The 18067-nt window shown below is 47.4% G+C and carries 18 protein-coding genes and 1 tRNA gene; 10 read left to right on the top strand and 9 right to left on the bottom strand.

All coding sequences use genetic code 11. The annotated features are described in order from the left end of the window. Positions 1-2818 (top strand): hydantoinase B/oxoprolinase family protein (locus AACT35_RS12535; RefSeq protein ID WP_099239796.1); only part of this gene is annotated, 2818 nt, incomplete at its 5' end. Here the strand turns inward: AACT35_RS12535 and AACT35_RS12530 are convergent. After that, positions 2815-4356, bottom strand: coding sequence for a pentapeptide repeat-containing protein (locus tag AACT35_RS12530; RefSeq protein ID WP_099239794.1), 1542 nt, complete (start codon positions 4354-4356; stop codon positions 2815-2817). The genes AACT35_RS12535 and AACT35_RS12530 overlap by 4 nt on opposite strands. A 193-nt stretch (positions 4357-4549) precedes the next feature. Between AACT35_RS12530 and AACT35_RS12525 the strand changes: the two genes are divergently transcribed. Continuing rightward, the gene (locus AACT35_RS12525; protein ID WP_099239792.1) at positions 4550-5731 is read left to right on the top strand and encodes an RtcB family protein; all 1182 of its coding nucleotides are present in this window, start codon (positions 4550-4552) and stop codon (positions 5729-5731) included. On the opposite strand, the gene argB is transcribed toward AACT35_RS12525, so the two are convergent. The 4 genes from argB to AACT35_RS12505 all read right to left on the bottom strand — a co-directional run bounded on the left by argB (position 5728) and on the right by AACT35_RS12505 (position 8831). Beyond that, positions 5728-6639: an acetylglutamate kinase gene (gene argB, locus AACT35_RS12520; protein ID WP_012308112.1), complete on the bottom strand. Its 912-nt coding sequence runs from the start codon at positions 6637-6639 to the stop codon at positions 5728-5730. The genes AACT35_RS12525 and argB overlap by 4 nt on opposite strands. A 135-nt stretch (positions 6640-6774) precedes the next feature. After that, entirely contained in the window at positions 6775-7335 is a 561-nt protein-coding gene (locus AACT35_RS12515) for a shikimate kinase (protein WP_012308113.1), read from the bottom strand. Between the two features lie 56 nt (positions 7336-7391). After that, positions 7392-7601, bottom strand: coding sequence for a lipopolysaccharide assembly protein LapA domain-containing protein (locus tag AACT35_RS12510; protein ID WP_099239790.1), 210 nt, complete (start codon positions 7599-7601; stop codon positions 7392-7394). A gap of 3 nt (positions 7602-7604) precedes the next feature. Beyond that, positions 7605-8831 carry a bifunctional sterol desaturase/short chain dehydrogenase gene (locus tag AACT35_RS12505; RefSeq protein ID WP_012308115.1) on the bottom strand — a complete coding sequence of 409 codons (1227 nt, stop codon included), beginning with the start codon at positions 8829-8831 and terminating at the stop codon, positions 7605-7607. A 352-nt stretch (positions 8832-9183) separates the two neighbouring features. Here AACT35_RS12505 and AACT35_RS12500 point away from each other — a divergent pair, with 352 nt between their 5' ends. After that, the gene (locus AACT35_RS12500; protein ID WP_030007610.1) at positions 9184-9372 is read left to right on the top strand and encodes a hypothetical protein; all 189 of its coding nucleotides are present in this window, start codon (positions 9184-9186) and stop codon (positions 9370-9372) included. A gap of 90 nt (positions 9373-9462) precedes the next feature. On the opposite strand, the gene AACT35_RS12495 is transcribed toward AACT35_RS12500, so the two are convergent. From AACT35_RS12495 to AACT35_RS12480, 4 genes are all read right to left on the bottom strand, one after another. Then, complete coding sequence (locus AACT35_RS12495; protein ID WP_371410753.1) at positions 9463-9621, bottom strand: DUF561 domain-containing protein; 159 nt, start codon at positions 9619-9621, stop codon at positions 9463-9465. Beyond that, positions 9618-11093 carry a phosphate/phosphite/phosphonate ABC transporter substrate-binding protein gene (locus tag AACT35_RS12490; protein ID WP_099239788.1) on the bottom strand — a complete coding sequence of 492 codons (1476 nt, stop codon included), beginning with the start codon at positions 11091-11093 and terminating at the stop codon, positions 9618-9620. Before AACT35_RS12490 ends, AACT35_RS12495 begins: the two co-directional genes overlap by 4 nt. After that, on the bottom strand, positions 11090-13132 hold the full coding sequence (locus AACT35_RS12485) for a UvrD-helicase domain-containing protein (RefSeq protein ID WP_099239786.1): 2043 nt from the start codon (positions 13130-13132) through the stop codon (positions 11090-11092). Before AACT35_RS12485 ends, AACT35_RS12490 begins: the two co-directional genes overlap by 4 nt. Before the next feature lie 95 nt (positions 13133-13227). Further along, positions 13228-13968 (bottom strand): DUF561 domain-containing protein, encoded by a 741-nt coding sequence (locus AACT35_RS12480; RefSeq protein WP_099239784.1) that lies wholly within the window; start codon positions 13966-13968, stop codon positions 13228-13230. Between the two features lie 121 nt (positions 13969-14089). On the opposite strand from AACT35_RS12480, the gene AACT35_RS12475 reads away from it, so the two are divergent. The 7 genes from AACT35_RS12475 (at position 14090) to AACT35_RS12445 (ending at position 18062) form a co-directional block, all read left to right on the top strand. Continuing rightward, complete coding sequence (locus tag AACT35_RS12475) at positions 14090-14506, top strand: (2Fe-2S) ferredoxin domain-containing protein (protein WP_099239782.1); 417 nt, start codon at positions 14090-14092, stop codon at positions 14504-14506. 63 nt (positions 14507-14569) lie between these two features. Beyond that, on the top strand, positions 14570-15214 hold the full coding sequence (locus tag AACT35_RS12470; RefSeq protein WP_030007607.1) for a response regulator transcription factor: 645 nt from the start codon (positions 14570-14572) through the stop codon (positions 15212-15214). A 58-nt stretch (positions 15215-15272) separates the two neighbouring features. Beyond that, positions 15273-15345 (top strand) — tRNA-Thr (locus AACT35_RS12465). Positions 15346-15408: 63 nt separating this feature from the next. Continuing rightward, positions 15409-16668: a competence/damage-inducible protein A gene (locus AACT35_RS12460; RefSeq protein WP_099239780.1), complete on the top strand. Its 1260-nt coding sequence runs from the start codon at positions 15409-15411 to the stop codon at positions 16666-16668. Positions 16669-16853: 185 nt separating this feature from the next. After that, on the top strand, positions 16854-16997 hold the full coding sequence (locus AACT35_RS12455) for a hypothetical protein (protein WP_156785477.1): 144 nt from the start codon (positions 16854-16856) through the stop codon (positions 16995-16997). 58 nt (positions 16998-17055) lie between these two features. After that, positions 17056-17502: a type II 3-dehydroquinate dehydratase gene (gene aroQ / locus AACT35_RS12450; protein ID WP_099239778.1), complete on the top strand. Its 447-nt coding sequence runs from the start codon at positions 17056-17058 to the stop codon at positions 17500-17502. Positions 17503-17510: 8 nt separating this feature from the next. Continuing rightward, on the top strand, positions 17511-18062 hold the full coding sequence (locus AACT35_RS12445) for a DUF4340 domain-containing protein (protein ID WP_099239776.1): 552 nt from the start codon (positions 17511-17513) through the stop codon (positions 18060-18062). The last annotated feature ends 5 nt before the right edge of the window (positions 18063-18067 follow it).

Below are 18067 nucleotides of genomic sequence, written 5' to 3'. Positions count from 1 at the left end.
CGGGGCGGTAAAAACCTGTGCGATCGCCGGCTTCGAGAAAATTATTACCTTTGACATGGGGGGCACCTCCACCGATGTCGCCCACTACGACGGTAGCTACGAACGCAGCTTTGAAACAGAAATTGCTGGGGTACGCTTGAAAACGCCGATGATGGCGATCCACACCGTCGCGGCAGGGGGCGGTTCCTTAGTGCAATATGACGGGGCGCGGTTTCGGGTCGGGCCAGAATCTGCTGGGGCGCATCCGGGGCCAGCCTGTTACGGCAAAGGGGGGCCACTGACGGTCACGGACTGCAATGTGCTCCTAGGAAAAATTCAGCCGGAGTTCTTTCCGCAGGTTTTTGGCTCAGACGGCAAAGCTCCCCTAGATCGCGCCATTGTTACAGAAAAGTTCCAAGCCCTCGCCCAAACTTTAACGCAAGAGCCCGCCGAGATTGCCGCTGGTTTTTTGGCGATCGCCGTGGAAAATATGAGCAACGCAATCAAGCAAATTTCCCTGCAACGGGGCCACGATGTGAGTGACTATGCCCTCTGCTGTTTTGGTGGGGCGGGGGGACAACACGCCTGTGCGATCGCCGATACCCTGGGGATTAAAACCATTGTGATCCATCCCTTTGCGGGGGTATTGTCCGCCTATGGCATTGGTTTGGCCGAAATTCGCATCTTGAAAGAAAAAGCCATTGAAAAGGTTTTAGAAGCGGATCTTTTCCCTGAACTAGAAGCAGAATTCTGGCAACTTAAGCACCAGGCCACCGGGGAACTTAGTCAGCAACATCCCCCAAGCGAAGCCGAAATTTTTGAGGAACGGAAAGCCCATCTGAAATACCAAGGCACCGACTCGACGTTAATCGTCACCTTCGCTGATCAAAAAACCATGGTGGCAGAATTTTCAACCCTGCACCAACAACGCTATGGGTTTACCCTGCCCGATAAAGCGCTGATCGTCGAATCCATTAGCCTGGAGCTCATTTGCGAAACCCAAGCCGCGACGGAAACGTCCCAACCCCAACGCACTGGTGGCATTGTAGAACCGATGGAAACCGTTGCGATGTACAGCGGTGGTCAATGGCAACAAACCCCCGTTTATGACCGCGCCGTCCTCCAGCCCGGTGATGTGATTCCCAGTCCTGCCTTGATCATCGAAAAAACTGGCACAAACGTCATTGAACCCGGTTGGCAAGGCCGCTTAAATGAATACAATCACTTGATCCTCGAAAAAGTCAGTGACATCTCTCAGGAAATTACACCTGTACCCACAGATTTCCGTCAACCAGATCCCGTCACCCTCGAAATTTTTAATAACCTCTTTCGGGCGATCGCCGAACAGATGGGCGTGACCCTGCAAAACACCAGTTACTCGGTCAATATCAAAGAACGGCTCGATTTTTCCTGCGCGATTTTCGATCCCCAGGGTCACCTCGTCGCCAACGCCCCCCACATTCCCGTCCACCTCGGCTCCATGAGTGAGAGCGTTTACAGCTTGATCCAGGCCCACGGAACGCACCTCCAACCCGGAGATGTGTATATGGCGAATAATCCCTACAATGGCGGCACCCATTTACCCGACGTGACGGTAATTACGCCTGTTTTCGCGCCGGGACAAGGGGAAAATACTCAGGCTAAACCTTTATTTTTCGTTGCGTCTCGCGGTCACCATGCCGATCTAGGGGGGATTACGCCGGGGTCGATGCCGCCCCAAAGCACCCAGATCCAGGAAGAAGGGATTTTAATCGACAATGTTTGCCTTGTGAAACAGGGGAAATTCCAAACGGAAACCGTGGCGCAATTGTTTACCGACGCTGCCTATCCCGTGCGCAATTTAACGCAGAATTTAGCGGATCTCCAGGCGCAAATTGCCGCCAACGAAAAAGGACTCCAGGAACTGCAACGACTGGTGCGCCATTACGGTCAGGGGATGGTTTTGGCCTATATGCAGCACGTGCAAGATAATGCCGAACAAGCGGTCAAACAGCAGCTTCAACGACTCCAAGACGGGGAATTTACCGTCAATCTAGACAATGGCGATCGCCTCCAGGTCAGCATCCAAATTAATCGCGAGCAGCAAACGGCCACGGTGGATTTTACGGGGACTTCTCCCCAATCAAAGACGAACTTTAACGCCCCGAAAGCTGTGACCCAAGCAGCGGTGTTGTACGTTTTTCGGAGTTTGGTACAGGACGACATCCCGCTAAATTATGGTTGCCTCAAGCCCATCAAAGTGATTGTTCCCGCAGGCTGTTTGCTTAACCCCCAATATCCGGCAGCGGTGGTGGCGGGCAATGTGGAGGTATCCCAAAATATTACCGATTGTTTGTATGGTGCTTTGGGGGTGATGGCGGCTTCCCAGGGAACAATGAACAACTTCACCTTTGGCAACGCGCAGTATCAATATTACGAAACCATCTGCGGCGGCTCCGGTGCTGGCCCAAATTTTCACGGGACGGATGCGGTGCAAACCCACATGACCAATTCTCGCCTCACGGATCCAGAGGTCTTGGAATGGCGTTTCCCGGTGCTGCTCGAGGAATTTTCCATCCGTAAAAATAGTGGTGGCCCAGGGCAATTTCATGGCGGCAATGGCGTGATTCGTCGTTTGCAATTTCGGGAACCAATGACCGCAGCGATCTTGTCCAGTCGGCGATTAGTAGAACCCTTTGGTTTAGCGGGCGGTACACCAGGGCAATGTGGGGAAAATAAAGTGATCCGTAGCGATGGCATTGAAACAATATTGCCCAGTACTGTTGAAGTGGCGATGGAAAAAGGCGATCGCCTAGAAATCCAGACCCCTGGGGGCGGTGGCTATGGCTCCCCTAGTTAAATGCCCTTCGCCCCGGTAATTTTCGTCTGATCGTTCACGTAGGCAAAATAAAACTTTGTGCCACTGAGATCGGTTTCGCGTAGGTTACTCCCCAGAAAACTGGTGTTGTGGAGCACCGCATCCTGGAAATTACTGCCACTGAGGTCTGCCTGGTCGAAATTGGTATTTTGCAGGCGGGTATTGCTGAAATTTGACTTGGGAAAAACCGTTTCGATGCAGGTGGCACAGGACAAATCCGCCCCAGAAAAATCAATGCTGCCCTGGTAATAGGGATATTTTTTGCTGCCTTGGGTGGCACTGCCATTGAGGTTCGTGCCGCAGAGCCGCGCGCCGATAAATTTAACGTTCGACAAATTGGCATTGGCCAACTCCATCCGCTCCAGATTCCCCTGGGAAAAGTCCGCATCTACCAACACCGCCCCCTCCCATTGACTGTTAGTAAAGGTTGTTGCTGTAAAGTTGCCTTTTTTGCCGTTGGTTTGGTTGAGGATCGCCCCTGCAAAGCTCGCCTGGAGACAGTTGGTTTCTCCCAGATTGCCCCCGCACCAATGCACATTTTGGAGATTAGCCCCCTGAAAGTTGGCGCGGTAAGCATTGGCTTGATTGAGGGTTGCCGCGGTTAAATTGGCTTGGTTGAAATCAGCGTTCACTAGACAGCTATCCGTTAAGTTCGCTTCCGTGAGATCTGCTTGGCTAAAGTTAGCCAACTCGCCATTGATGCCCGTTAAATTCGCTTGCATCAGTTGGGCCTGGCTTAAATTCGTCCCTCCTAGGTTTGCCTGACTCAGATCGGCCCCTCGTAAATTCACCCCCTGCAAATTGGTCTGACTGAGATCCATGCCGCTCAAATCAGCACCGGCGAGGTCGGGTAAATAGGTTTCATATTCCCGGAATTGGTTCCAGGCTTTGATGCCAGCTTCCCCGGCTTTGAGGAGTTGGATCGCGCGCTTGGTGCTGATCAGGTTAGATGACTCTTGGGGCGCTTCACTATCGTGTGAATGTTGGGTTGTCTTTTTTTGTTTGGCTGTTTTTTCAAAGTGAGCAAGAAGTTGTTGGATCTGTTGTTTGATCTGGGGTGAGTGCACCACCGATAGGGCTAATTCCAGATAGGTTTTAATTTCTGGGGCGATCGCCACCGGATTGTTGTCGAGCAACTGGCGACTGTAGAGCATTAAAACTTCGCCATAGAGATCGGCGCATTGGGGATCGGTGGGAAATTGCCCGTAGAGACTCTGGGCCTGGGCGATCGCCGCCTGGAAATTTTGTTGATCCCGGAGTTGCCGGACGGTGCGCAATCGATCTGCTTTTTCAGTGCCTTGGAGGTCTTGGTTATATTTTTGTCGCTGTTCTGGATTAGATAAAATTTCGTAAATCTGATTGAGTTCCTTAAAATCTTCCTCCGCTTGTTTCCGTTGGTCGGCGGGGGTATTGATCGTCAGGGTGTCTGGGTGGAGGGCGATCGCCTTGCGTCGGTAGGCCGTTTTAATTTCCCGTTGGTTGGCCGTAATCTGAATCCCCAAAATCTCGTAATAATTCATAAGTGCCCTGCTGCGACCGATGATTTTCTATCCTAGTGCCCACCTTTTAACCCGTCGCAAGGGTGCCGTGATTTATCAACTAAACGTTAAAAATATTTATGCTTGGATACGCAATCGTTATGATCTAAAAGAGTGACAAATAACCCAATCTTTTTTGAACCACCTCATTTTTACTGCTGTTCCGTAGCCCCCGATGCCCCACCAACCCCTACCGATCCAAACCGAAAAACCCGTTTATTCTTGGGCTGGCCATGATTTAGCTTCCCAGGAACTGCAAATGGCGAAAAATGTGGCCTCGCTGCCGTTTGTGTTTAAACACGTTTCCCTGATGCCCGATGTTCACCTAGGAAAAGGAGCCTTGGTGGGTTCTGTCATTGCCACAAAAGATGCCATCATTCCCGCAGCGGTGGGGGTCGATATTGGTTGTGGAATGGCCGCCCTCAAACTGCCCTTTAAAGGCGATCGCCTCGACGGCAAACTCAAGCAAATCCGCAAAGACCTCGAAGCCGTTATTCCCGTTGGTTTTGAAGAAAACAAAGACGTTGATAAAACGGTGAGTAATTGGGGCGGCTGGCAAAACTTTAAAGATCTCCATCGGGGCGTGAAAAACCTCGAAGGCAAAGCCCTGAAGCAAATGGGTTCCCTCGGTGGCGGCAATCATTTCATTGAGGTGTGCCTCGATGAAGAAAATAATGTGTGGTTAATGCTCCACTCCGGTTCGCGGCATATTGGCAACAAACTTGCTCAATGTCACATTGGCACCGCCAAGGATCTTCTGAAACTCGCGGAAACTAAAGTACCAGATCCCGATCTCGCTTATTTCGTGAAAGGTACGCCGGAATTTGAAGCTTATTGGCGCGATCTCCAATGGGCTCAAAATTATGCTCATTTCAATCGCGATGTGATGCTGGCGCGCTTTAAAAAGGTCATCGAAAAACATCTCGCTGGTGGCAAACCAACAAAAGCCTTGATGGTTGTGAATTGTCATCACAACTATGCCGAACAAGAAACCCATTTCGACGAAGAGATTTATGTTACCCGCAAAGGGGCAGTGCGGGCACGTCAGGAAGACTACGGTATTATTCCCGGTTCCATGGGCGCAAAATCCTACATCGTTAAGGGCAAAGGCAATGTGATGAGCTATTGTTCCTGTAGCCACGGTGCGGGACGTTTAATGTCGCGGGCCAAAGCCAAAAAAACCTTTACCTTAGATGACTTAGTGGCTCAAACGGCTGGGGTTGAATGTCGCAAAGATACCGGCATCATCGACGAAATTCCCGCCGCCTACAAACCCATTGAGCAGGTGATGGCGCAACAGGCAGATTTGGTGGAAGTGGTCGCCACCCTGAAACAAGTGCTTTGCATCAAGGGCTAGTGGAAAGGGGACATCGGAAACTGACTGAGGTAGTCCGATGCGACGATCATCGAGCCAATGCCATCGTTGGTAAAGATTTCGAGCAACAGAGCATGGGGAATCCGTCCGTCGATAATGTGGGCGGCTTTAACGCCTTGGGCCAGCGATCGCACACAACAGGTCACCTTGGGAATCATCCCCCCGGACACAACGCCTTGATCAATTAACTCCCGTGCCTGCTGCAGATTCAAGCGGGGAATCAAGGTTGCGGGATTATGGTAATCCTCTAGAATGCCAGGGGTATCGGTGAGTAGGATCAGCTTTTCAGCACTTAGGGCGGCGGCTAATTCCCCGGCGACGGTATCGGCATTGATATTGTGGGCTTGACCTGTTTCGTCGGCGGCAACACTGGAAATGACGGGCACATAGCCATTTTCCACGAGAGATTGAATCAATTTGGTATCAATAGTGGTCACTTCCCCGACAAAACCAACCCCTTCTTTCCCGACATGGCGAGCTTGGATCATGTTGCCATCTTTGCCACAGAGGCCCACGGCAGCGCCGCCTTCTTGGTTGATTAAGGAAACAATTTCTTTATTCACCCGACCCACAAGCACCATTTCCACCACATCCATGGTGTCGGCGTCGGTAACCCGCAGGCCATCTTTAAACTGGGGTTCGATGTTTAATTTGGCCAGCCAGGTATTAATCTCTGGGCCACCGCCATGGACAACAATCGGCCGCATACCGATACAAGAGAGAAAGACAATGTCGCGAATCACTTTATCTTTGAGGGTGCTGTCTTTCATCGCGGCGCCACCATACTTCACCACAATGGTACGCCCCGCAAATTGTTGCATATAAGGGAGGGCTTCGCTGAGGATGCGGACGCGGGTGGCTTCGACTTCTCTGATGTATTCGCTTTCCATGAATTGTTGTCGTTTCTAAGGATGGACTGAGCCCGGTGATGCGGCTCGACATGGGTCGGTATTGTACGGGATCGGCGATCGCCCCATTTGTTCCCGATTAGCATTTTTAACGAATTTTTAGGTTTGAGCCTTAATTCAAGGGCGATCGCCAATAAATTCTGGCGGTTTTCGCAGCACCGAAGGAATTTGGGCGATGATGTCCTCTGCCACGGCCCGGGGGGGACGATTGCCGGGAATTTGGATATGTAAATCTGCCTCCGCATAACGCGATCGCCGCTGTTGGAGCAGTTGCGTTAATTTGCGCTCAAGATCAACATTTTGCAAAAGGGGGCGCGACGTATCACTCCGCAGCCGTTCTACCAAGATTGGCACTGGCACATCCAGCCAAATGGTCAAACCCTGGCGCAGATAATACCAATTGGCCTGGGACACAACAATACCGCCCCCCGTCGCCACCACCGTCCGGGTTTGTACCGCGATTTGCTTAAGGACTTGGGTTTCGAGTTTGCGGAATTCTGCTTCCCCCATCTCAGCAAAAATCTCACTGATCGACTGCTTTGCCAGGGTTTCAATGATGCTGTCCGAATCCAAACTGCGGTAATTCATCAACTCCGCAATAATTTCTGCGAGGGTGCTTTTCCCCGTGCCCATCATGCCGATGAGATAAATATTTAAACCTTTGAGCAAATCATCCATGGATTAGCGAGTCCAAACCGACAGACAACCATCATAAAGGGTTTTTTCCCACTGCCCTAACGACGAGAGCCGAGGGGAATTAAACTGCCCAAAATTAGACCCAGGCCGACCCCAAGGGCGAGTAAAATGCCGAAGGGTAAACGCACCGATTGCCACAGGAGAAAGCGGATCGACACCAGTTCAATATTCTGGATCGACACCACCGCCACCACCACCATCACAGCGGCAAGGAGAGACATGGCAATCAAGCGGCCTAGGGTCTGCATGGGTTATGCTCCGCGACTAAACAGCTTGAAATAGCTTGCCACAAAAAATTCCTTGATGGGAAACAACAGATAGGTGAAGGGGTTGATGGTGACAATGATATTGCGAAAATCTCGCCTAGCCCCACCGACGATCCCCTTCGCGACCCAGCGGGCTGACATCACGCCCACGGGATTTAAGGCACTCTTGAATGGCCCCAAAATTAGCTTGCGGATCACGATGGGAGAATCCAACCGCTGCAGGGTAACGAGATCACCTAAGGCCCGCTTACTCAGTTCATAGAGAGGACTAACGGCGGGACTGACTTCCGCTTCGGAGGTGTTTACCCAAATTTCTTTGCGTACCCGGTCTTGGTTGGTTTCCACGGTGCTAAGGAACAGCTCAATTAAACGCTGCTGGGAAAAGGTATTGATCGCGTAGGATTTGTGGATGGCTGCGGGGGTGCGATCGCCATGGACATTGATCCCGTGGTTAAGGACAAGAATGTCAACTTTTTTTAAGGTTTCTAATAAATCTGCTTCTGCGCCGATCTGCCAAGGCACCGTTTGCAGGGGGATTTCTTGATTCTTAATCGTCAGGGAAATGGTTTCCTGGCTCGAAGTGAGGGCGATCGCCTTGGCTCCAGCCTGGTGTAGTTCCGTGAGGAGAGCATGGCCCAGGGTCCCCGAAGCGCCGGTTACAGCGATGCGTTTACCTTTTAACGAAAGTGCTGTGCCCATTAGTTTATCCACGAGGGTAAAGGTGCCACAGTAATAGGCCTCCTGGTTATCAAAATGGTGTCGCCAGTGGTAGGGGCGATTCACAAACCAATCTCCTGGTAACTCGGTAAAGTCTCCGGGACGGTGGGTCAGATCCGTCAGTTCATCCACGTAGGGTAAACCCAAACCCCTGGCGATCGCCGCCCCCAAAAACGAGAGCGTATACAAGCAGCCCGCCAATCCCAACCAAGCCGTCGGCACTGCCAGCGCAACCAATAGCCCCCAAAGCAGTAGCCCAAAACTGAGCATCACCAGCGCCTCTGGCACATCATTGTACCAATGGGCTTTTCGGTAAATTTCCGCGTTGACTGGCGTTAGATCCCGCCGGAAAACCCGATGGTGCCATCCATGGAGGCGGCCCACTGGCTCCCAAACATGGGCAAGGACATGGTACAAATCCCGCACCAGTTCCACCCAAAAGACGGACCCAAAAACCAGACCACTACCGAGAACAAGTTGGCTACTGCTGATCATGCCCAAAGAATTACAAAAGAATTATCGAGAGTTTTTGCTACCCAATTGTTGTAGCATTGTTTCTTTTTCTTGGGAACTTCAGACGTTGCCCAACCTTCCCAGGCTAACAACCCAAGCCCTCCCTTTGGCGATCGCCTTAAACCCCACCACACCCTAAACTTGATGTCTGCCAATTTGTACTTGACAAAAATAAAAATCAGTGGATTTTAAAGTTGTTTTTGATGGCGATCCCCGCAAGCTTCGACAAAATAAGGCTTTAGGCAGCCCCGCAAATCTTAAGACACCCTGAATTTTTCCCGCTGATTTGCAAGACAATGTATTAGAATGGAGCCAAGTTAACAAAAATTAAAATATGCTGGTTCCAATTCTCATCTTTGATGTTGCCTTAGTTGCGTGGTCACTCCACCTGATGCAACAGGCATTTGACCAACAGGAGTTTTCTCTGATGTTGGCAGGAACCTTAGTTGCCGCCGCCGCCGCTGCCATGATGGTTGTGTACTTTTTGATGAACAACTGTCTCCATCATTTGTTGTTGTCCTGAGAAGCAAGAAATAAAACTCCCAACATAAAGCCCCCCATGCACGATGGAGGGTTTTATTTTGGCCTCAACCGAAACTGTTGGCACGAAATTTTAAGCTTCTACGCCCACAACGGCACCATCGAGGGCCTCGACTAATTGGCGCACCGTTGCCACCATCGCCAGGGGATCATTGAGTTTATTGATTGCAGAGCCGACGCCAATCCCAGCAGCACCAGCGGCGATCATTAATAAACTAAGTAAATTATTTATGAATCAACTTTTAACTGAGAAGCTTGGCTAATGGTTGTTACCTTCACGTTGTTGATGACCTGGGTCTGTTGAGGTTGAACAGATATAGTTATTTGTTTATCTTGAATTTCCTGAATATTGTTAATGCCTAATTCATTAAGGATGAACTCTGGAACCATGAGATGTTGCACTTCATCTGCAGTAGAAAAGGTAAGTTTGTAATTACTTTCTTCTTTACTCCAGCCATTTACTCTGCCAATAACCTGCATACCCTGAGGACAAAATAGGTTAACTGGATTTTTAGTAAAATCAGAGCAAACTATAAGTTCATCAATACGTTCTACAATTTTTTGAAAGGAACTGTAATCTACTTCTTGTCCTGCACCATAATTTGATTTATCTTGAGATCGAATATTTTCCGATGCACTTAGCATTACCTTTTGAATTATTTTTTGATCATTTGAAGATAAGTTGGGAGATAAGTAAACACCGGAACTGGGTATAGCTCGACTTTGAGCAATCAAGCGTAAATTTGGGTCTTCTGCATAACCTGCAAAGGCAGCTCCAATGTCAACCACTCCAGTTTCAACTTTTTCTTTGATCTTTGCTCCCCGATTTCCTAGATCCAAATTTAGTGTACGACCATACAAGTCATAAACAGGCATATAGAAGCTAGAAGCAGATGTTCCAAATTCTCCCAAAGCAATTGTATGTTCTGCTGTGATGTCATTAATTGACTGGATAGGACTATCTGTCCTTACAAATAAACCAGACTCGTAAGCTGCCTGACCAGGAAACATTTCGGCCGCAAATGAATACTGCTTTTGTTTGGCATAAATTGATAAAACTGGGGATGCTGTGAATGCAATATCCCAGGTTTTTTCTTCTATATTCTCCTTGGCTTTTTCATAACTAGTTTCTCCATCACCGTCAATATATACTTTTACTTTCTCGCCTCGAAGAAAATCCCAGTAGTTTTTAGGAACAAAGCTTTCTTCAAGGTAATCTGCTAAATCAAATTGATTTCTCGTTTCAAAGATAGTCCCAATAATTAGTTGCGTATTTTCTAGTTTTGGTTTTCTAAAATAAGGATATGATTTTATTATCAAACCCAAAAACACACATAAAACAAGGGTGGCAGCAGAAGTTGAAACGATAATTTTTTTTATGGGTTTCGGCTCTGATCCTGGCCCTGGGATCTTTTCTGGCTCCGGATTATTTTTAAAATACTCTAATATTTGTACTCGTAGAGGCCCCGTAAATGCGTGGTTTTGAAAAATAAAACTATCTAGTCCTTGAGCATTTCGAAAATTCGTTGGTACATAACATAAAAGTGCATGAAGCAATTCATCTGAAACATTGGAGACATTTAAACAGTTAAGTTTTATCGTGTTGGTGGAATCTGCTAAACCACGAGCTAGTGCCGTTTTTACATTTTCAAGTTCTTCAGGCGTACTGTTAACTAAATTTTGTAATTGGATAGTAATACTCATGTTTTTTTCCAGTGGTTATTGGGGCAAAGTTCTTCTACGAAAGGAGAAGGTTCTTTTTTAGAAGCGATTACTAATAGAGATATTATTGCTCTTGAACAGGCAACATAAAACATTTTTTGCTGCTGCAAGTTCACTTCTCCTATTTCCTGTTCAGGGATATCAGTATAATTAGGAAATATATCTTTTTTTAATCCTAAAACTACAACAAAACTTTCTTCTAAACCTTTGACATGATCTATGTCTAGAATTTTAATTGTTTTGTCTTGTTCTTGATATAGTGAACCTATTTTGTCTGGAGAGATATATAATGCTCTTATATTTTTATTCTTATTTTTTTCAAGCTTAAAATTGAGTTGACTTTCTATAAAGCGACTATAGTTAGAGTCCGGACAAATAATTATACTTTGATATATAGGCTTTTTATGATACCTAGAATTATATTCCAGAAAATCGATAATTTTATCTATCTGGACTAAGAGATCATCTGTATAAAAAATCTCTGGCTGCTCACCTATTCTTGAAGAGACTGTGGGCTGCATCTCTTGTCCAGATATAATTGTAGGACAAGCAAGTCCCAGCTGACGGGTGTTACGAAAGCTTTTGCTTAGTCTTTCTTCAAGTACACTGTCATATTTCAATGCCAGTTTAATATAATTCCAACTAAAAGAACGTTGGTATATTGATTGATCAACATCTGCTGTCAGATATATTCCTTTTCCCGTCTCATAATTCTTACATAACTGGCAAAGTAATTCCAAAGCTACTGGGGACAAATCTTGAGCTTCATCAATAATAATTTCATCGAATTCAATAGAACCTAGGCCAGGATTTTTTTTACTGCTTTTTATCTTTTTTAATGCTACATAAATTCTTTTTTCTTCTGTTACATAGCCTGATTTTTCCAGCAAGTCTGTCCATTTTTCATAGAGGCACCAGATTGAATACTTCTGCCTGCGATTGAGTATATGCCGACGACCATATCGCCTAAGATTTTTATATGCGTCATAAGATTCAATACCTCTGCCTTCGATAACCAATGAAAATTCTTCTAACAAATATTTATTTCCTAAGCAAGTGATTTCCTGAATACTATCGTCAATTGTCATTAATGCAGACTCTAATACTAATTCTCGAACATTCCAGTTTGCTATTTTTTTTGAAATATACTTTGAATCTAAGCTAAGAATATAATCTACAATTTCTTTGACTGCTCGTAAATGAATGCCTGACTGATCAAAATCTCTTACTAATAATGATTCTTCGAGAATACTTCTTAAGAGACGACCTAAATATTCAATCAGCGGAAGACTATAACTAGTCAATAAGACTTTCTTTCCTTCCTTGACACGTTTTTTCGCTCGATAAATTGCAACAAGAGACTTACCTGTTCCTGGATAGCCTTTAACTAATATTGGTTTATGTTCATCTAAATCAGTTAGTTTTTGCTGCTCAGGACTAAGGCACAAATCTGTATCATCGTAAGCTGCATATTCACGAGCAGTGCTGAGGCGTGTAGGCTCGTTAATTTCAATGATTCTTTCAATATATTTATCGATTTCAGAATTGTTATTAGAGTATAAATCTAATATGTCATCTTTATTATTTAGATCAAGGATTTTTTTATGATACTCTTCTGGAATTTGCCACTGGATTAGTTCACTCCTAGTATATTTATTGTCGTCTTCTATTGTATCTGAAGAGTAGGATCTGTCATTATTGATTTCATCATCATTAACCTCTTCAATTTCAAAGTAGATCCTATTATTTTGGATTTTATCAAGAACATTGCTTGAATAAGTTCTTTCATTTCGAGGAAGGATTTGTGTGAATACAACGCCATTATCAACATATGAAAAAAATAGACGGTAATTTTTTAGCTTGATTTTAAATAATGTTTCTCTTCCTCGGATTTTATTTGAGTTTAGATTCCTAATTTCATTCTTTTGAAAAGAGACTATGATTTCTTTCAGTTTTTCTTGAAGACTTTGGGGTAATATAAATTGTCTATGTTGAAACAACGGAGTATAAAATATCTTCATGGATGTTTATACTTTGTCTTTTAAGACTTTTAGTGAATACGATCTTAAAAACCTTCCTATTAAATTTAATAGGAAGGTTTAAAAATGAAAAGATACTAACTATTTATTGTTACACTTTCTTGACAGAGGGCCTCTACTAATTGGCGCACCGTTGCCACCATCGCCAGGGGATCGTTGAGTTTGTTGATTGCAGAGCCGACGCCAATCCCAGCAGCGCCAGCGGCGATCGCCATGGGAGCTGTCACATCAGACAACCCAGACGCACACATCACAGGGACATCTACCGCGCGGGAAATGGCATGGGCTGCAGCCAAGGTGGGCGCTGCCTTTTCGATTAAACCGAGGGTTCCAGCGCTAGTGGGACGGCTGGAAGTGCCCCCTTCTGTTTGGATAATATCTGCACCCGCTGCCACGAGTTGTTCGGCAAGAGCAACCTGCTCATCGAGGGCAAGGATATGGGGCACCGTTACCGAAAGGGTTACGTTGGGTAATAACGCACGGGTTTCTTTAGTGATTGCCAGCACTTCTTCTGCCTCAAAGCGAATCCCCTGGGCGTAGAATGCATCAAAGTTTCCAATTTCCACAAGATCAGCCCCCGCTTCAACCGCATCAGCTAAAACTTGAGCATCAACCCCAGACACGCATACAGGCAGAGAAATGACTTCTTTCACCTGACGAATCAAATCTGCATCGGCGGCAATATCGACGAAGGTTGCGCCACCGGCTTCGGCTGCCCGGGCCACAGCGAGAACATTGGTCGCATCAAAGTTATTCAAACCACTAATGACTTTTAATGCCCGACGTTGAGCAAAGGCATCTTTGAGCATGGGATCCATAGAATCAAACAGTTATTCAAAATTTTTGCTTCCCTCTAGTGTATCCTTCAATGTTCCTTCCTTCGTCGCTGGATCGTCTGACTCGGTAAAATTGTTCGCGTCCCCCTAGAGAATCTTGGTAATGGCAGAACAATGTGATGCAAGTTTGAAAGTCTGTGCGCAGAATCTTGGCCTCGACCGAATTGATCGCCATGTATTTATCTGTGCCGATCAAACGAAGCCCAAATGTTGTGATAAGCAGGCCAGCATCGACGCTTGGAATTATCTCAAAAAACGCCTCAAAGAATTGGGATTAGACGCTCCCAGTGACGCTTTACCCCACATTTTCCGCACGAAAGCGAACTGTCTCCGGGTCTGTAGTCAGGGGCCGATTTTGGTGGTTTATCCCGATGGCATTTGGTATCACAGTGCCACACCAGCGGTCATTGAACGGATTATTCAGGAGCATTTAATCGGCGATCGCCCCGTCCAAGATTATGTATTTATGGCCCATCCCCTACCCGAACCATCGCCAGTAAACCCCGTCCCAAATCCCTAATCCCAGCCAAAATTCCTTTGCTAAGATTTGGCTAACCCTGATCTTTGCGACCCTATTCCTGCCATGAGCGATTTTCCTAATCCCCAAGGTACGACTCTACTCCTGATTGACGACGATCCCAATCTCATTTTGTTAGTGCGCGATTATCTCGAATTTCGCGGCTATGACATGTTGACCGCGGCCAATGGTGTCGAAGGCCTGCAAATCCTCGAAGAGACAACCCCTGACTTAATCATTTGTGATGTGATGATGCCAGAAATGGATGGTTATACCTTTATCCAAAATGTCCGTCAAAATTCGCAAATTAGCTGGATCCCTGTAATTTTCCTCTCGGCAAAAGGGCAAACCCGCGATCGCATCGAGGGCCTGAACCAAGGGGCGGATGTGTACCTTGTGAAGCCTTTTGAACCAGAAGAATTAGTCGCCCAGGTGGAGTCGTCGTTAAACCAGGCCCGGCGTATCCTGAGTCATTCTGGGGCGACAACCTCGTCCATGGCCTTTCAGGTGCCGAGTCATGTGGAACTTACCCCCACGGAAACTAAAGTTGTGAGCTTTGTGGCCCAGGGACTTTCTAACCGGGAAATTGCCGAAAAGCTCAATGTAAGCCAGCGCACCATCGAAAGTCATGTGTCGAATATGTTGAACAAAACCAGCTTAAATAACCGCACGGAACTGGCGCGGTGGGCCATGGACAGTCGATTGGTGTAAAAGGCTTGACAATTTCCGGTGCGCTTTTGCTATACTTGCATACGGTTTAGAGACCAATGCCCACGTAGCTCAGTTGGTAGAGCAGCTGATTTGTAATCAGCCGGTCGCAGGTTCAAGTCCTGTTGTGGGCTTCTAAAATTAAATGTTTACCAAACAAATGAGGAAAGGCGATCGCCTTTTACTGAAGGAGTACCATGGCGGCGGAAATTATTTGTGTCGGCACCGAGATTCTCTTGGGAGATATCGTCAATAGCAATAGCCAGTACCTTGCCCAGGAGTTCGCAAAGCTTGGCATCAGCCATTATTTTCAGTCTGTGGTGGGAGACAACATTGCTCGCATCCATTCCCTCCTAGAGATTGCCGTGCAACGGGGGACAGAAATTATCGTCTTTACAGGTGGCCTTGGCCCCACCCCCGATGATCTCACCACCGAGGCAATCGCCACCTATTTCCAAACGCCCCTCGTCGAGCGACCAGAGATTGTCGCCGATATCACCACAAAATTTGCCCAACGGGGGCGCACCATGACCCCCAACAACCGTAAACAAGCCCTTTTGCCAGAGGGAGCAGAGATTCTCCCGAATCCGACGGGAACTGCTCCTGGTCTGATTTGGCAACCCATTGAGGGACTAACAATTTTCACCTTTCCGGGTGTCCCTAGGGAAATGAAGCGGATGTGGCAAGAAACTGCTGTCCCCTACCTCAAGGCCCAAGGCTACGGTCAGATTGTGATTCACAGTGAAATGATGCGCTTCCGGGGCATTGGTGAATCGAGTCTAGCCGCTAAAGTGAATCATCTTTTTGCGTTGACGAACCCGACCGTGGCTCCCTATGCCTCCAAGGGAGAAGTCAAGCTCCGGGTGGCGGCCCGGGCAGAATCCGTTGCCGCAGCTAAAAAATTAATGGATCCGGTGGTTGCAGAAATTAAGGCGATCGCCGGATTGGATTATTTCGGTTCCGATGGGGCCAGTCTCCCCCTAGTCATCGGCGACTTACTACGGACGCGCCAGGAAACCCTAGCCGTTGCCGAATCTTGCACTGGCGGCGGCCTAGGCGCACTAATTACAAGCGTTTCCGGCAGCTCCGACTACTTTTTAGGGGGTATTACCGCCTATGCCAATGCGGTAAAAATCAACCTTCTCGGCGTGAATTCTGCCGACCTGCAAAACCAGGGAGCCGTCAGTGAAACCGTGGCCCAACAAATGGCGCTGGGAGTCAAACAAGCCCTTGATAGCGATTGGGGTATTGGCATTACCGGCATTGCTGGCCCGAAGAGCGATGACTCCGCCAAACCCATCGGCTTGGTTTGTATTGCCTGGGCCGATCCCCAAAATCACGTATTTAGCCACACCTACCGCTACGGTACAGACCGAGACCGGGAATTGATTCGTTACCTGAGTGCCTGTGATGCCCTCGATGGCCTCAGGCGATATTTAAAGAGCGACAAATCTTAAAGTTTTGTTACGAAATATTATGGTTTCTGAGGAAAAAGTCTAAGCCCTAACTAAGGATTCGGCGATCGCCCCCTGAAAAGCTTGTGTTATTCTTAATATATCTATAAGAACAACGTACCAAAGACGCCAAGATTTATGATGAATAAATTAGAGCGTGGTACATCGAGTTTACAGGAGTCGTCTTTTTGATGGGCTATATCGAAAAAGTACTGGAAAAACTCAGAGAGTGGGCGGGAAAAGTCATTGAAACCCTCCTTGGGCCAGCGGCCGAACCTGAGCCTGAACTCATCCCGATCCCTGTCCACGACCGTCAACGTCGCCGCTACTAAAGGCCTCGGACGTTGGGATGCTAGCCTTATTAGTTAATCTGCGTTAGGTTCACTACCGTTGTCCACCCTGAATATCCTTGTGCTCCACGGGCCCAATTTAAATCTGTTGGGCTTACGGGAGCCTGAAATCTACGGCGCCACAACCCTCAAAGACATCAATGCCCGCCTCGAAAAGGAGGCAGAAATCCTTGATGCCTCTCTGCATTGCTTTCAGTCCAACCATGAGGGTACGTTAGTCGATCAGATCCAAGCTGCCCTCGGTAAATTTTCTGGCATTTTGATTAATCCGGCGGCTTATACCCACACCAGTGTCGCCCTTAGGGATGCTTTAGCGGCGGTAAATTTACCCACCGTAGAGGTGCATCTCAGCAATATTCACCAGCGCGAAACCTTCCGTCACCATTCCTATATCGCGCCCATTGCAGTGGGTCAAATCTGCGGCTTTGGGGCGGAAAGTTACTATCTCGGTTTACGGGCTTTGGTAAACCATATCCGCGCTAGATAAAAATCGCCATGGTGCAGCGGAGTACAGGAATTTGGCTGGCGATCGCCTTGGGACTTGGGGGAATCACCTGGGCTGTTACGCAGCGACAAAATACCTTAACACCCTCAGAATCAGGTTTCGTTGCCGCAGATGCTGAGGTGCTTTTTCCCATTCAGGAAGCGGAGATCCGTTCTTTGTCTTTAGAAATTCAGGGGGAAACCCTCAACTTTGAACAACGCTTTGCACCCGTCCCTCAATGGTGGCTGACTAGTCCCGTTGAAAAACCGGCAAATCGGGGGGCGATCGCCTATTTGCTGAATTTACTCATCGAACCCCAGGGTTACGCTAGTTTTTCTGTGGCCTCTGAGGAACTGGCCGATTATGGCCTCCTTGAACCCAAAGCTGTGATCACGCTCCAAACAGCGGCAACTCAACCCTCTCAACTCAGCCTCGGCACCGAAAACTTTGACCAAACCAAAATCTACGGTCGCCTGAATGATGAAAATATTGTTTTAGTCTTACCGCTGGAATTTCGTCATGCTGTAACCCGACAGCTTTCGGAATGGGTGGATGAAAGTTAAGCGTC

The sequence above is a fragment of the Synechococcus sp. BDU 130192 genome (assembly GCF_963876085.1).
Lineage (GTDB): Bacteria > Cyanobacteriota > Cyanobacteriia > Cyanobacteriales > MRBY01 > MRBY01.
The sequence above is the reverse complement of the archived record's forward strand: the minus strand, read 5'-3'. Positions and strand labels throughout refer to the sequence as shown.